We start from the raw sequence: 14,016 nt of genomic DNA on the forward strand, positions 1-14,016 counted from the left end.
GGGAAAGGGTGTCGTGTCGGTGAACACGACAGTCGCATCCAATCACGTGGGACGGGCGGAAGTGGACTGGCGTCCGAGGGAAGACTGCGTGTGGTCGGCTGGTTGTGCACGATGGACGCCGAACCTGGCGCACCGCACACGAGCACCCACGGAGGGACACCGCATGTCGACAGAGGGACGCACGAAGGTCGACTTCTACTTCGACCCGATCTGCCCGTTCGCGTGGATCTCGTCCCGGTGGATCCTGGAGGTCGAGAAGCAGCGCGACATCGACCTCGAGTTCCACGTGATGAGCCTGTCGGTGCTCAACGAGGGCCGTGACCTGCCGGAGCAGTACCGCGACGTGATGACCCGGGGCTGGGGCCCGGTGCGCGTGGCGATCGCCGCGGCCAAGCTGAAGGGCGACGCCGTCCTGCGCGACCTCTACACCGCGATGGGCACCCGGTTGCACAACCAGGGCAAGCAGGACTACGACGAGGTCATCAAGGAGGCGCTGGCCGAGGTCGGCCTGCCCGCCGAGCTCGCCGAGGCCGCGCACACCGACGAGCACGACGGCGACCTGCGGGCCAGCCACCACCGGGGCATGGACCCGGTGGGCGAGGACGTCGGCACGCCGACCATCCACATCGAGGGCGTGGCGTTCTTCGGGCCGGTGCTGAGCCGGATCCCGCGCGGCGAGGACGCCGTGAAGGTCTTCGACGGCGCGCGGGCGCTGGCGAGCTACCCGCACTTCTTCGAGCTGAAGCGCACCCGGACGGGCGGTCTGGACTTCTCCTGAGTCCCGCGGTGTGACACTCTGAGGCGAGTTTCGTCGTGGAGTGTCACACCGTTCTCGGGGAGTCCGCAGTGATCGAGGTCGTCAACCCGACCACCGAAGAGGTCATCGGCGCCGTTCGCGCCGGCACGCCCGGTGACGTCGACGCGGCCGTGACCAGGGCTGTCGCCGCGTTCCCGGCGTGGTCGGCGACGTCCGTCGAGGCCAGGCTCGACCTGGTGCGGCGGGTGGCCGACGGGCTGGAGGCGCGGGCCGACGAGCTGGCCGCCACGATGGTCGCCGAGATGGGCACGCCCCTCACGTTCGCCACGCGCGTCCAGGTGCCGAACCCCGTCGGCATCGCGCGCGGCGTGGCCGACGTCCTCGCGGGCGGGTACTTCGACGGCGAGGAGGTCGGCAACTCGCTGGTCCTGCGCGAGCCGATCGGCGTCGTCGCCGCCATCACCCCGTGGAACTTCCCGCTCCAGCAGATGGTCGCCAAGGTCGTGCCCGCGCTGGCGGCGGGCAACGTGGTGGTGCTCAAGCCCAGCGAGCTCGCGCCCATGACGGCCGACCTGCTGGCGACCGTGCTGGCCGAGGCCGGGGTGCCCGAGGGCGTGTTCTCCGTCGTCCACGGCACCGGGCCGGTCGTCGGCGAAGCCCTCGCCGTTCACCCGATGGTGGACATGGTGTCGTTCACCGGGTCGACGCGGGCCGGTCGGCGGGTCGCCGCGCTCGCCGCCGACACCGTCAAGCGGGTCGCGCTGGAACTGGGCGGCAAGTCGGCGAACGTCGTGCTGGACGACGCCGACCTGAGCCGCGCGGTCAAGATCGGCGTCGCCAACGCGTTCATGAACAACGGCCAGGCGTGCAGCGCGTGGACCAGGCTCCTGGTGCCCGCGTCCCGGCACGACGAGGCGCTGGAGATCGCCGTCGCGGCGGCGTCGAAGTACGAGCCCGGCGACCCGTCCCTGCCCGCCACCCGCATCGGCCCGGCCGTGTCCGCCGCCCAGCGCGACCGCGTCGTCGGCTACATCCGCCGGGGCGTCGAGGAAGGCGCGAAGCTCGCCCTCGGCGGCCCGGAAGCGCCGACCTCGCGCGGTTTCCACGTCGCGCCGACCGTGTTCGGCGACGTGCGGCCGGACATGGCCATCGCGCAGGAGGAGATCTTCGGCCCCGTCCTGTCCGTGCTGCCGTACGCCGACGAGGACGACGCCGTGCGCATCGCCAACTCCACCATCTACGGCCTGGGCGGCGCCGTGTTCTCCGCCGACCCGTCGCGCGCCCTGTCCGTCGCCAAGCGCTTGCGCACCGGCCAGGTCGACATCAACGGCGCCGCGTTCAACACCAGCGCGCCGTTCGGCGGCTACCGCCAGTCCGGCAACGGGCGCGAGTTCGGCCGCTTCGGGCTGGACGAGTTCACCGAGGTGAAGTCCATCCAGCGCTGAGCGTCAGCCCGCCGCGCGCAGCACGCCGTCCGCCAGCAGCGGCACGGCGGTGCTGGCGTTCAGCTCGGCGGCTAGCGCCACGTCGCCCGCGTGACCGGCGGCGATCAGCTCACGCCCCGACACGCAGCCGGTCAGCACGTCCTCCACCGACGCCCGCGCGAACATCTCCGCCGCCAGCGCCGCCTCGACCGACGCCGTCCCGTACCCGAGCAGCGACGCCACCACCGCGCCCGCGCCGAGCAGGTCCTCCACCGCCGGCCGCAGCGGCCCGCTCTCGCCGGTGTTCGTGAGGATGTCCACACCCCACCGCTCGCCGCCCGGCACCACGCCGATCGGCCCGCCGGCCGCCAGCGAGCGGGCCGCGTCCGCCACCGCCCGCGCGTTGCGCAGGCACCCCGCCAGCACGACCGCCCCCGTCGCCTCGGCCAGGGCGCACAACGTCGCGCCGTTCGGCGACGGCAGCTCCAGCTCCGTCCCCGGCGGCACCGTGACCAGCGACGACGGGCGCAACGTCCACGCCGGGTCCGCGGGCCGCGCCGCCCGTTCCCGGTCCGCCCACCGCACCGGCCGCACCGAACCGCCGCGCCCGACCACGATGTCCGCCGCCGTGGAGAACGACAGCACGTCCACGATCACCAGCACGGCGCACGACCCGCCGAGCGCGGCGACCCCCTCGGGACCCCATTCCAACCTCAGCCGCGAACCCTCTTGTCCGAACACGCGCCCGAGGATGGCAGACTTGCTGACGTGCGCGTTTACCTGGGATCGGACCACGCGGGCTTCGAGCTGAAGACCGCCCTCGCCAAGCACCTGACCGACGCGGGCCACGACGTGGTGGACGTCGGTCCGGCCGTGTACGACGCGGAGGACGACTACCCCCCGTTCTGCATCGAGGCCGCCCGTCGGGTGGTCGCGGAGGAGGGCAGCCTGGGCGTCGTCATCGGCGGCTCCGGCAACGGCGAGCAGATTGCCGCCAACAAGGTGCCCGGCGCCCGCGCCGCCCTGGCCTACAGCGTGGAGACGGCGAAGCTCGCCCGCGAGCACAACGACGCCCAGCTGATCGGCCTCGGCGCCCGGATGCACACCACCGAGGAGGCGTTCGCGATCGTGGAGGCCTTCCTGGCCACCCCGTTCTCCGGGCAGGAGCGGCACGCGCGCCGCATCGGCATCCTCGCCGAGTACGAGCGCACCGGCGAGGCCCCGGCCCTGCCCTGATGCCCGAAGGCCACACGCTCCACCGCCTGGCGGAGCTGCACCACCGCCGCTACGCGGGCTCGACCGTCCGGGTGTCCAGCCCGCAGGGCAGGTTCCCGGCGTCCACTGTGGACGGTCGGCGGTTCCTGCGCGCCGAGGCGCACGGCAAGCACCTGTTCCACGTGTACGGCCCGGACGCCACCGTGCACGTCCACCTCGGCCTCTACGGCACGTTCAGCGAGTCGCCCCACCCCGTGACCGAACCGGTCGGCCAGGTGCGCATGCGCCTGGCCGGCCCCACCCACTGGACGGACCTGCGCGGCCCCACCCGGTGCGAGGTGCTGACCGACGTCGAGGTCGCCGCCCTGCGCGCCCGCCTCGGCCCCGACCCGCTGCGCCGCGACGCCAAGCCCGAACTGGCCTACGCGCGCGTCGCCCGGTCGCGCCAGTCCATCGCCGTGCTGCTGATGGACCAGTCCGTGCTCGCGGGCGTCGGCAACGTGTACCGGGCCGAGGTGCTGTTCCGGCACGGCGTCCACCCGCTCGTGCCGGGGAACCGGGTCGACCGGGCGCTGTGGGACGACCTGTGGTCCGACCTGGCCGTGCTGATGCGGGCCGGGGTGGAGGCCGGCCGGATCGACACCGTGCGGCCGGAGCACCTGCCCGAGGTCACCGGCCGGGCGCCGCGCCAGGACCGGCACGGCGGCGAGGTGTACGTCTACCGCCGCACCGGTCAGCCTTGCCTGCTCTGCGGCACCCCCGTGGCGGCCGCCGAACTGGCCGCCCGCAACCTCTACTGGTGCCCCACCTGCCAGCCCGCGTGACCGGGTGACCCGCCACCGGGGCGGTCCCGGTCAGAACCCGCCGAAGTCGCCCCCGCCGAAGTCACCGCCGAAGTCGCCTCCGCCGTCACCGCCGTCACCACCGTCGCCGCCATCGCCACCGTCACCACTGGCGTCCCCGCCACCGGCGTCCTCGGCCGCGACGGCCGCCGGCACACCCACCATGCCGGAGAACATGGCGCTGAACAGCAACATCGAGCCGAAGCCCCACGCGCCCGCCACCAGCGCCGGCTTCCACCACGGCTCCGAGTACCAGCCCTGCGGCACCGGACGACCGGCCACCACCCCACCGGGGTAGTAGTGCGGCGTGCCCGCGCCCGGCCGCGGCGAGGCGACGTACCGGTGGCCCTCCACCGTGACGTCACGCTCCTCCGACACCTTGCCCGCACGGCTCTGACCCGTCAGGTCGGGCAGCTCGGGGCCGGGGTCCAGGTCCATCGCGACCCGCGCCGCCCGCACGTAGTACAGGCCCTCCATCGCGGTCTGCGTGACCAGGCGGCACTGCTCCACCGTCCGCGCCTGCTCCATCTGCGAACCGGCGGCGGTGAACCGCTCGGACGCGTCCGCCAACGCCTGCTGCGAGGCGACGTCCGTGCCGGTCAGGTTCATCACCTGGCCGCCCAGCCGCTCGACCCAGCGGCGCGCGTCGGCCTGCGCGTCCTCCAACTCCCGGCGGCGCTTCTCGGCGGCGGCCCTGGCGAAGTACCAGCCGGCACCCACCACCAGGACGAGCAGCACGAGCAGCACGATTCCTGTGGTCATCGGACCTCCCGGTCTGTTGTCCGGAGAACGCCCGCCGCGTCGCGGAGGTTCCCCGACCGGTCAGAAGAGCTCCGAGCAGTGCGGGTCGCGGTCACCCGAGAACGCGTGCGACAAGGTGCGGAGGACACCCTCCGTGACCTCGCGCACCCGTTGCGCACGCGCCAGCACCGTCAACTTCGTCCCGCCGAGGTACGCCGCGCCCAACGCCTGCACGTCCAGCACCACGTCCGGGTCGTCGTCCACCCGCTGCACGGTCGCCGTGCCGTCCTTCACGGTGAACCGCCACCGGCCGCCGTTCCACGGGCAGAAGTCGTCGTGCACCTCCAGCACCGCGTCGACGTCCGACCCGTACCGGCGCTGGACGAGCGCGCGGTCCACGTCCACGAGCCGCACCCACAGCGAGTCCTGCATGCTGCGCAACGCCAGCCGCGCGTCGGCCAGCAGGTGCACCACCGGGTCGTCCGAGGCGGTGAAGAACTGCACCTCGCCCACCATGTCGAGGTCCAGCACGTACCGGTACAGCGCCGCGTACGCCTCGTCCGTCCTGGCCGCGATCTCCCGCAGGTGCAGCTCGCTGCGCGGGCCGCGCTCCTGCCAGTCGCCCTTGATCCGGTAGACCGCGTAGCCGTCCGGGTGCAGCACGTACCGGTAGGCGGTCAGCCCGCCGCGGTCGCGCTCCTCGTCCGCCAGGTGGTGGCCCCAGTGGGCGTCGGACCGGTTCAGCCAGCCCGTGCGGGTCGGGCGCAGCGACTCGTACACGGCCTTCATCGCCGGCATGGCCTCGTCCCGCGACACCTCGCGCACCCGTTCCCCGCCCAGCGACACGCCGGGGTGGAACGCCGCGCCGCGCGGCACCGCGAGCCGCGCGAACTGCGCCGCGAACCCGTACCCGAACCGGGGGTAGATCCCCGCCTCCGACGCCCACAGCGCCGCCACCGCCTCGCGGCCCTCCTCGTGCAGGCCGTGCAGCTGGGCCCGCATCAGCCTGGTCAGCACGCCGCGACGGCGGTGACCAGGCTTCACACCTACCGACGTGACCGCCGCGATCGGCACCGGACCCGCGCCGGGGACCGTCATCTCGCGGCTCTGGACGCCACCGCCGCCGATCATCTCGTCACCGTCGAACACGGCGTGGTGGCGTTCCGGCTCGAAGACGTCACGCCATCGTTCGAGCCGGTCCTCCTGGGTGTCGAGCAGGAACGCCGCGTCGAAGACCCGCTGGAACGCCGGGAGGTCGTCCGCGGTGAGGGTGCGGAGTGTGAGCGTCATGGCACCGTTCATACGCCGGTCGATCGTTCCGCGCGATCCGATTCGGCATCGCGCCGACCCCGCCCGTTCCGCGATGCTTGGTCGGTGGACCCCTTTGCGTTGGCTCGCGCGCTCCGCGTCGAAGCGGAGGCGTTGGCGGTGGCGGCCGACCTCGCCCCGCCGGACCGCCCGGTGCCGGCGTGCCCCGGCATGACGGTCGGCGACCTGATCACCCACGTCGGCTCCATCCACCGCATGGTGACGCGGTGGGTCACCGACGGCGCCCGGCCCGCGGGCTGGACGTCCCATCCCGACCCGGCCGACCCCGTCGCCTGGTACCGCGACGGCGCGGCGGCGTTGACCGCCGTGCTCGACCCGGCGCGCGCCGCGACCGTCACGGCGACGTGGTGCCCGTGGGACCAGACCCTCGGCTTCTGGCTGCGGCGGATGACGCACGAGACCGCCGTGCACCGCGTCGACGCCGAGGCCGCGACCGGCGGCGCGTCCCCGTTGGACGAGGACGTGGCCGCCGACGGCGTGGACGAGGTGCTGCGCCTCTGGCTGGGCACCCACCTCCCGCCGCGGGCGCACACGTCCGGGCGTCCCGTGACGCTGCGCGTACCCGGCCGGTCGTGGACGGTGGCGCTGCACGAGGGGATCGTCGACTACGGCCCTCGCGGTGACGCGGCGGCCGTCGTCAGCGGATCGGCGTCCGCGGTCGACCTGTGGCTGTGGGGACGGGCGGGGGAGGAGCACCTGTCGGTCGAGGGCGACGTGACGGCCGTGCGCGCGTTGCGTGCCGCGGTGGCGGGCGCAACGGGCTGATTTCTGGTTCCCGCGGGCGCACACTGTGCTCCGTGACGAAGCTCCGCGTGATCCTGAGATGCCTGGTGACGTTCACCTTCGGCGTCCTAGTGGTGGTGCTGGCGATCCGTTTCGGCGAGGCCCTGTGGCGCGCCCTGACCACGTGACGTCCCGACCGCCCTACCGTCGCGGCCGGACGAAGCAGAACTCGTTGCCGGCGGGGTCGAGCAACACCTGAAAGCTCCCCTGCTCGTCAACCTGGAGGACACCGCTCGTGGTAGCCCCCAACCCCACCGCGAGACGCGTCGCCTCCCCGATGTCGTCCACGTCGATGTCCCAGTGCAGCCGGTTCTTCACCCGCTTCCCCTCGGCCACCGGCTGGAACGAGATCCGAGGCCACCCGGGCGGCTCGACGTGCGCCCACCCGTGCTCCCGCTCGACGACCACACCCCCCAACACCGCCGCCCAGAACCGAGCCAACCTCCCCGGCTCGAGGCAATCCACCACGACCTGATCCAACCGCATACCGCGCCCCATTCTCACGCCACTCCACAGTGGACCTGTCTCATCCTCCACGGGGTGGAATGCGCACACGACCCCGGTTCGAGCGGGAACAGCGCCGAAGTCGGCAAGCAGCCACGAGCGCAACCGCCGCGACCCCTAGCTCACCCCTCCACGGAGGTCGGCAAGCCATTCGGCCACCTGACCGAGGTCGTGCAAGTACTCCCCGCCCGGTCCATCAACAAGGTCAACCCCGTGCAACCGACCGAGGGCTTGCCACACGACCGGGTCGGCCACCTCGACGTCCGCGGCGAAGTACCGCCCAGCCCACCGATCCACCGCGTCCCGACCGAGGGCGCCCGACAACAGCCCCACCATCTGCCGCTCGACGTCAGCGCGAGAAGGCTCGACCAACCCCATGTTCACCAGTCTGACAGCGAAAAGGTCGGCGACCCGAAAGCCGTCCGGTGGGATGATGTTCCTGTCGTTGTCGGTACCGGACCGCCTTGACAGCGTCTCCACGCCTACAGCTCCCGAAACACCTCGGACAACCGCGGTCTCTCCACCGTGTCTTCGAAGTACCCGTCGTCGTCCTCGCACGCGAAGGACCAGCCGTCGGACGAGACGAGGACGTCCACCTCGTCCGACGCGGTGTGGATCGTCAGCAACCAGCAGGTGTCCACGACGGCGTCTTCGCCCTCCGGGTCCAGTTCGAAGGTGAGGTCCGTGCGCCCGGACACCGCGATCGCGACCTTGACGAATCAGCACCAGCTCGAAGCGGCTGACCGGCGGGACCGGGTCCAGCCTTCTCTTCGAACGTCGCACGCCTCGCTCCTGCACAAACGGTTCCCAGGCCCTCAGCGTAGGTCTCGAAGAGGCCGCCGAGACGAGTGGCGCCGGCTCAGCGAGCGGGTGAAGGCGAGCCAATCGCACGCCAATCGCACGACGTGATCACCAGACGCGACAGCGGTGCTGCCCTGGGATGGGTGGCACCGCTGTTGACCTGCAAGGGGAAGAGGCTGGAGCGGGTGACGGGAATCGAACCCGCATGACGAGCTTGGAAGGTCTGGCAACGATCAAGCCCGTGACCAGCTAACCCCCTGACCAGCGCCTATGCTCGCCATCTGACCGCCTGTGCCCTTGATTGACCGCTGTTGACCCTGAGATGGGGCACGCGAGGGGCACGGGCAGCGACGGCATGTCGCAGTCTTTACCGGGCACCACCCTGACACTCGGCCACGTGCCAGCCGCCTCGGGGTGGTGCCCGTTCGCGTGTGTGCGCCTGGCCCTCGTCGCCGAGTCGCCTACCCCGATGGCAAGGCGGCGAAGCCGTCGCGGCAGCCGGTCGCCGTGCCCAGCCCACCTAAGACGTCGTTTCTGATGGTGCGATCGCTCGTTGAACCGCACATGCCGGAGCTGATCGAGCGGCTGGTGCCAGACGAGTTGTGGACGCTGTTCCGGCGGGTGGTCCCGCCGACGGAGGTCATACGCCCACAGGGCGGCGGCCGCCGACGAGCTGGGGACCGTGAATGTCTGGCGGCGATCATCTTCGTGGCCACCTCAGGCGGGCTCCGCCAAGATTCCGACGGCCGTGCGTCCGTATCGACCGGTAGCCTCCGGACGGTCTCCTCGATCTCCGGAAAAGGCCGCGCCGACCGCGGCGATAACCGCAGGCGGGTGTCGGCGCGGCCCTGTACGGTCGCGACCATGAAGAAGTGGGTGGTCCCTGAGAACTCGAACAAGCGCGTCCAACGCGCGAGCCGGATGATCGGTAAGGGGACGGGCACCCCCGAGGAGATCCGGGAGGCGCGGGAGGTCCTGAGCAACTACCGTCTCGCCCACGCATTTCCTCTGAATGCGGTGACTGTGACCGTGCGGCAGCGAGCGCTCGACGTGAACCCGAACGCCGTCGTGGCCGAGCGCCGGAGGCGCCTCCCCACGATCCTAGACAAGCTGAAGCGCCACCCCACGATGAGCGTGACCACCATGCAGGATTTGGGGGGCTGCCGGGTGGTCTTCGACACCGTCACCGAGGTGGACGAGTTGGTCAGCGTCCTGAGGGACTTGCCACGGAGCAAGAACCGCGTCAAGAAGGTCTACGACTACCTACGTGACGACCCGGGGCCACGCGACTCCGGCTACCGGGGTGTTCACCTGTTGTACGAGTACGGAGCCTCGAAAAAGGAATACCACGGCCTGCGGATCGAGCTGCAGGTGCGCACGCTGCTCCAGCACGCCTGGGCGACCGCCGTCGAGACCATGGATTTGTTCTCGGGCAGCGAGCTGAAGTACGGGAAGGGCGACACGGACGTGCTCAGGTTCTTCGTCCTGGTCGGCTCGCTCATGGCGTACGAGGAAGACACCACCCCGGTGCCGGGCGCCCAGGGGACGCGGGAGGAGCTGGCGGCCGAGTTGTCGCGCCTGGAGGCGAACGTGGGCGTTCTGGAGCGGCTACGGGGCTACGCGGCGATCGTGGGCGAGCACGCCAAGACAGACCGCCGGAACACCCTGACCCTTGAACTCTGGCGGACCGAGGGAAAGCTCACAGTGACGGTGCACGAGACGCTGGCCGCCGCAGAGGCCAGGATCACCGAGTTGGAGGCATTGGACAACAAGGACCTTGACGCGGTGCTCATCAACATCGCCCGGATCAGCCAGCTGCGCGACGCGTACCCGAACTACTTCGCAGACACCGGCCGTTTCACCGAGTTCGTCGCGGCGTGCCTATGAACTTATGTCAGTTGGTGAGTCGGCGGTAGATGATGAGGGCTGCGGCTATGCCGACGAAGCCCAGGAAGTGCTCGGCCTTGCGCTCGTAGCGGCGGTGCAGGCGTCGGCATCCGGCCAGCCAAGAGACCGTTCTCTCGACGACCCAGCGGTGTCGGCCGAGCCGCGTGAAGGACTCGATGACTTTGCGGGCGATGCGGTGGCGGATGCGACGCTCGCGAAGCCATTTCCGCAGGTGGTCATAGTCGTAGCCCTTGTCTGCGTGAAGCTGGGCCGGGCGCCGGCGGCGCGGTCCGCGGCGGGAAAGGATGGGCGGGATCCCGCGCACGAGCGGCTGCAGGCCGAGGCTGTCGTGCGTGTTGGCGCCGGAGATGTCCAGCGACAGGGGCAGTCCGTTGCGGTCGGTGATCAGGTGAATTTTCGATCCCGGCTTGCCGCGGTCGGTCGGATTCGGTCCGGTGAGCGGCCCTTTTTGCCGCCCGGACGCTGACGGAATCGATGGCGCATCGGGACCAGTTCAGCTCGCCCCGAGCCCCGAGTTCGTCGAGGAGCACCCGGTGCAGCCTGGCCCACACCCGCTCTCGGCTCCACTGGGCGAAGCGCCGGTAGGCAGTGGGCCAGGCTGGTTCGAACACCGGAGGCAACTGTCGCCAAGTGCAGCCTGAGGTGGCCACGGAGATGATCGCCGCCAGACATTCACGGTCCCCGGCTCGTCGGCGGCCGCCGCCCTGTGGGCGTATGACCTCCGTCGGCGGGACTACCCGCCGGAACAGCGTCCACAACTCGTCTGGCACCAGCCGCTCGATCAGCTCCGGCATGTGCGGTTCAACGAGCGATCGCACCATCAGAAACGACGTCTAAGTCCCATGACCGCGCGATCGTCCCGACTGTCGAGCTGGCAAATCTGCGGTGACCTGGTGCCCAGCGGTAGCGCGCCGCCACCCGGCCACGTGCACCGAACTCCGGGCACGGCCGACGGGCGGAGCGAAGCGGGAGCCCGGCGTGCCGTGATGCGGGAGTCGGTGCCAGCGTGAGCTGGTCTCAGCCGCGCGCTGCCGCAGGCGGCGTGCCTTGATCCCGTAGAGCGGAGTTCGGCAGTTCCGTGTTCCGGCTGTGGTTGTAACGACAACCCGAGCACCGGCGACGATCAGTGAAGTAGTTGATGCTTAGTCAATGGAGGAAGCGGAGCCTTGGTGCCAGAGCTAGGCGCGAACGGTCATCTCCCGCCGGGGCGGTATAGGACGTCCCTTGAGGAGGTTCAGGCGCGCTTCGTAGATCATGACCAGTTCGTGAACTCGGCTACTCGGCGTGACATCTGGCAAGGCTTCCAGGACTACTTGGCGGCCTGGCTGCTCGCTGAGGAGAAGGCGGATGTAGGCCCAGTACTGCAACTGGTCTGGCTCGCAGGCAGCTTCATCTCTGGCAAGCTTAATCCCGATGATCTTGATGTGACGCCGGTCATCGATCGGCGCGCTTTGGTTGAAGCGCAGACCCATCGACGGTCGAAGGCTCTGAAGAGACTGATCGGACACCGTACGGGCATCGTCGAACGCTTCAAGGTTGAGCCGTTCGTACTAGAGTGGGAGCCAGTCGCTTCTACTCTGCGTCCTACCGCCGTAGGTTCATCCGCTCGGGACTACCTAGAGCGGCGTGGATCGTTGGATGATTGGTGGCAGCGACTGCGGGCACCGGGGCCGAAGGGGCCGTCGACCGAGGAAGAAGCGCCGCCGCGACGTGGGTACCTGGAGGTGGCACCGTGAGCAGAGGGAACGCTTGGAACCACCTTCTTGAAGAGCGGCGCGCTTCACTGGATGACTTCTTCGCTGATCTAGACGATGAGCCAGCGGGTGATCTTGAGAGCGTTCTCGATCATGCTGTGCTTGAGTCTGCCCGGCGCATGGACCCTGCCGCCGGTAACTCTCCGTGGCTGGATGTCCATGTTGAAGGACCGGACGTGGGCTTCGGTGCGCTCGACGTACACATCGTCGATGATCTTCTTGGGCCGATTCAAGCAGAAATCGATGCCGCTCTTCCTGAGGCTAGTAAGGCTGGCCTGACAGGACTTGAACTGGTTGGAGTAGGCGCGGGTAGTGCAGTTTTGCAGCTTCAGCCGAAGATGCCGGTATCGGATTTTGAAGGTGGCATCGAGGCGGTCTCCTCGGCTATCGATAGCGCGATTCGCCGCGTATTTGACGTCCATGATGCTGTGGAGCGACAGGCGAGCGCGGCCGAGATAGCCAGCATTAGTGCTTCAGATCTTCTTGGTAAAATGCAAAAGCTTGTTACTGCACTCGAAGATCGAGATTTAGTGTTGGAGCTTCTTTGGCGCTCCCCCTCTTCGTCTCGACGTAGGTCTAGGATCACTCGGGCAGGTAGGGCTTACGCACAGACGTTGTTCGAGCGAACCGTTGAGCAGCGTGAGACGGTTGTCGCGGGCTACGTATACGAGCAAAGCCTTAAAGGGTCGGTAAAAATCAAAGTCGATCCTGGTAGGCGTAATTCTGCCACGTACGACATCTCTGTCGATGCTGACGTCCTGCGCAGTCAGTCCGTCCAGCTAGGGCAATTTGTTCGAATCTTGGCACTCCTTACTCAAGAGAAAGATAAGCTCGGCCACGTGGCGGCTTCTACTTATAGCTTCTTGCGCATACTCGGGCATCAGGAGATGCTTTAAGACGGTGAAGAAAGTCGATCGAGTAAAACTTGTCTACGCATATCGATATCGAAGATTCTGCTCAAATCGCGGAGCTTCTGCTGAAGGACTCGCTGCCGCAGCGGTGGCGGCATGTTAGGGGTGTTGCCCACCGTGCTGCGCAGATGTCGAGCCTTTTTCTTTCACTGAAGCGCAGTTGCTGGCTGCTGCCGGTATGCTGCATGACATCGGATATTCTCCTTTGTTGGTGGTTACGGGATTTCATTCGATTGATGGTGCTCTCTGGCTTAAGAGCGAAGGATTCCCTGAGAGGCTATGTGCTCTGGTCGCCCACCACTCCTGTGCACGTAGGGAAGCGGATCTGCGACAACTGTCGGCTGAGTTGAGCATCTGGGAAGACGAGCAATCCGACGTGCGTGATGCTCTCTGGTGGGCGGACATGACAACGACGCCGGATGGCGAGCCAACGAACGTGGTTGATCGGCTCGACGAGATTAGAAAGCGCTACGGTCCGGAAGACTTGGTGACGTCCTTCGTCCAACAAGCGCGAGCCGAGTTGATTGGTGCAGTCCAACGGACCGAGGAGCGGTTGCGGGCGGCTGGGTTGGGTCACTTGGCGAAGTAGGGGGTGGTGCGCGCGGCGAAGCCGTGTTCGATCCGGAGTCGGATCGAGGGATGGATATTGAGGGCTTTTAGGTCTTCGCGGGCTACCCAGTGGACTTCGCTGGACTCGTTGCTTGTGCGCAGCTTGCCTCCGATGGGCTGAGCGCGGAAGCAGATGGAGAACTCTTGGCGGACTTCGCCGTCCGTGTAGGAGATGACGTGTGCCGGGTCGGAGTAGATGCCGATGATGTCGGTGGGGTCTACGTCGATGCCGGTCTCTTCCCTGATCTCGCGCACGACGGTATGGCCGATGGTCTCGCCTACGTCCTGGGCTCCGCCGGGGATGGAGTAGAGGTCGTTGTCGGTGCGGCGGATCATGAGTAGGCGGCCTTGGTCGTCCTGGACGAATGCGGTCACGGCTACGACGATGTTGGTCGCTTTGGGGGCGTTGGGGTCGTTGTAGTGGTCGGTGCGCGCCAT

The 14,016-nt window shown here is 68.8% G+C and carries 17 protein-coding genes and 1 pseudogene; 10 read left to right on the plus strand and 8 right to left on the minus strand.

Annotated elements, in window-relative coordinates:
- Positions 1-163 precede the first annotated feature (163 nt).
- Both ACRAKH_RS06480 and ACRAKH_RS06485 read left to right on the plus strand, forming a co-directional pair.
- On the plus strand, positions 164-778 hold the full coding sequence (locus tag ACRAKH_RS06480) for a DsbA family oxidoreductase (RefSeq protein ID WP_380718729.1): 615 nt from the start codon (positions 164-166) through the stop codon (positions 776-778).
- A gap of 68 nt (positions 779-846) precedes the next feature.
- Positions 847-2,202: an aldehyde dehydrogenase family protein gene (locus ACRAKH_RS06485; protein WP_380718731.1), complete on the plus strand. Its 1,356-nt coding sequence runs from the start codon at positions 847-849 to the stop codon at positions 2,200-2,202.
- A 3-nt stretch (positions 2,203-2,205) separates the two neighbouring features.
- On the opposite strand, the gene ACRAKH_RS06490 is transcribed toward ACRAKH_RS06485, so the two are convergent.
- On the minus strand, positions 2,206-2,922 hold the full coding sequence (locus ACRAKH_RS06490) for a 2-phosphosulfolactate phosphatase (RefSeq protein WP_380718733.1): 717 nt from the start codon (positions 2,920-2,922) through the stop codon (positions 2,206-2,208).
- Positions 2,923-2,949: 27 nt separating this feature from the next.
- Between ACRAKH_RS06490 and ACRAKH_RS06495 the strand changes: the two genes are divergently transcribed.
- Complete coding sequence (locus tag ACRAKH_RS06495) at positions 2,950-3,417, plus strand: ribose-5-phosphate isomerase (protein ID WP_380718734.1); 468 nt, start codon at positions 2,950-2,952, stop codon at positions 3,415-3,417.
- Positions 3,417-4,220 carry an Fpg/Nei family DNA glycosylase gene (locus ACRAKH_RS06500; RefSeq protein ID WP_380718736.1) on the plus strand — a complete coding sequence of 268 codons (804 nt, stop codon included), beginning with the start codon at positions 3,417-3,419 and terminating at the stop codon, positions 4,218-4,220. Before ACRAKH_RS06495 ends, ACRAKH_RS06500 begins: the two co-directional genes overlap by 1 nt.
- Positions 4,221-4,250: 30 nt before the next feature.
- Here the strand turns inward: ACRAKH_RS06500 and ACRAKH_RS06505 are convergent, their stop codons facing one another.
- The gene (locus tag ACRAKH_RS06505; RefSeq protein WP_380718738.1) at positions 4,251-5,000 is read right to left on the minus strand and encodes a hypothetical protein; all 750 of its coding nucleotides are present in this window, start codon (positions 4,998-5,000) and stop codon (positions 4,251-4,253) included.
- Between the two features lie 60 nt (positions 5,001-5,060).
- Positions 5,061-6,269, minus strand: a complete 1,209-nt coding sequence (locus tag ACRAKH_RS06510) for a GNAT family N-acetyltransferase (protein ID WP_380718740.1) — start codon at positions 6,267-6,269, stop codon at positions 5,061-5,063.
- 84 nt (positions 6,270-6,353) lie between these two features.
- On the opposite strand from ACRAKH_RS06510, the gene ACRAKH_RS06515 reads away from it, so the two are divergent.
- Complete coding sequence (locus tag ACRAKH_RS06515; RefSeq protein ID WP_447009683.1) at positions 6,354-7,073, plus strand: maleylpyruvate isomerase family mycothiol-dependent enzyme; 720 nt, start codon at positions 6,354-6,356, stop codon at positions 7,071-7,073.
- 159 nt (positions 7,074-7,232) lie between these two features.
- Here the strand turns inward: ACRAKH_RS06515 and ACRAKH_RS06520 are convergent, their stop codons facing one another.
- The 3 genes from ACRAKH_RS06520 to ACRAKH_RS06530 form a co-directional block, all read right to left on the minus strand.
- Positions 7,233-7,589, minus strand: coding sequence for a VOC family protein (locus tag ACRAKH_RS06520; protein ID WP_380718828.1), 357 nt, complete (start codon positions 7,587-7,589; stop codon positions 7,233-7,235).
- Between the two features lie 123 nt (positions 7,590-7,712).
- Entirely contained in the window at positions 7,713-8,075 is a 363-nt protein-coding gene (locus ACRAKH_RS06525; protein ID WP_380718744.1) for a hypothetical protein, read from the minus strand.
- A 2-nt stretch (positions 8,076-8,077) separates the two neighbouring features.
- Positions 8,078-8,293: a hypothetical protein gene (locus ACRAKH_RS06530; protein ID WP_380718746.1), complete on the minus strand. Its 216-nt coding sequence runs from the start codon at positions 8,291-8,293 to the stop codon at positions 8,078-8,080.
- A 667-nt stretch (positions 8,294-8,960) separates the two neighbouring features.
- On the opposite strand from ACRAKH_RS06530, the pseudogene ACRAKH_RS06535 reads away from it, so the two are divergent.
- Positions 8,961-9,119 (plus strand): annotated as a pseudogene (locus ACRAKH_RS06535) (IS5/IS1182 family transposase); the annotation flags it as partial.
- Between the two features lie 198 nt (positions 9,120-9,317).
- A complete protein-coding gene (locus ACRAKH_RS06540; RefSeq protein ID WP_380718830.1) occupies positions 9,318-10,283 on the plus strand; it encodes a RelA/SpoT domain-containing protein in 966 nt (321 codons plus the stop codon).
- A gap of 7 nt (positions 10,284-10,290) precedes the next feature.
- On the opposite strand, the gene ACRAKH_RS06545 is transcribed toward ACRAKH_RS06540, so the two are convergent.
- Positions 10,291-11,098, minus strand: a protein-coding gene (locus ACRAKH_RS06545; protein WP_380718832.1) for an IS5 family transposase whose coding sequence is annotated in 2 segments (ribosomal slippage) — positions 10,291-10,752 and positions 10,754-11,098 — 807 coding nt in all. Because the reading frame shifts where the segments join, the coding sequence is not laid out codon by codon here.
- A 375-nt stretch (positions 11,099-11,473) separates the two neighbouring features.
- On the opposite strand from ACRAKH_RS06545, the gene ACRAKH_RS06550 reads away from it, so the two are divergent.
- From ACRAKH_RS06550 to ACRAKH_RS06560, 3 genes are all read left to right on the plus strand, one after another.
- Positions 11,474-12,040, plus strand: a complete 567-nt coding sequence (locus tag ACRAKH_RS06550; RefSeq protein ID WP_380718748.1) for a DUF6932 family protein — start codon at positions 11,474-11,476, stop codon at positions 12,038-12,040.
- The gene (locus ACRAKH_RS06555; protein WP_380718750.1) at positions 12,037-12,954 is read left to right on the plus strand and encodes a hypothetical protein; all 918 of its coding nucleotides are present in this window, start codon (positions 12,037-12,039) and stop codon (positions 12,952-12,954) included. Before ACRAKH_RS06550 ends, ACRAKH_RS06555 begins: the two co-directional genes overlap by 4 nt.
- 193 nt (positions 12,955-13,147) lie before the next feature.
- On the plus strand, positions 13,148-13,558 hold the full coding sequence (locus ACRAKH_RS06560) for a phosphohydrolase (RefSeq protein ID WP_380718752.1): 411 nt from the start codon (positions 13,148-13,150) through the stop codon (positions 13,556-13,558).
- On the opposite strand, the gene ACRAKH_RS06565 is transcribed toward ACRAKH_RS06560, so the two are convergent.
- Positions 13,543-14,016 carry an NUDIX hydrolase gene (locus tag ACRAKH_RS06565; RefSeq protein WP_380718754.1) on the minus strand — a complete coding sequence of 158 codons (474 nt, stop codon included), beginning with the start codon at positions 14,014-14,016 and terminating at the stop codon, positions 13,543-13,545. The genes ACRAKH_RS06560 and ACRAKH_RS06565 overlap by 16 nt on opposite strands.

Source organism: Saccharothrix hoggarensis (assembly GCF_052936025.1).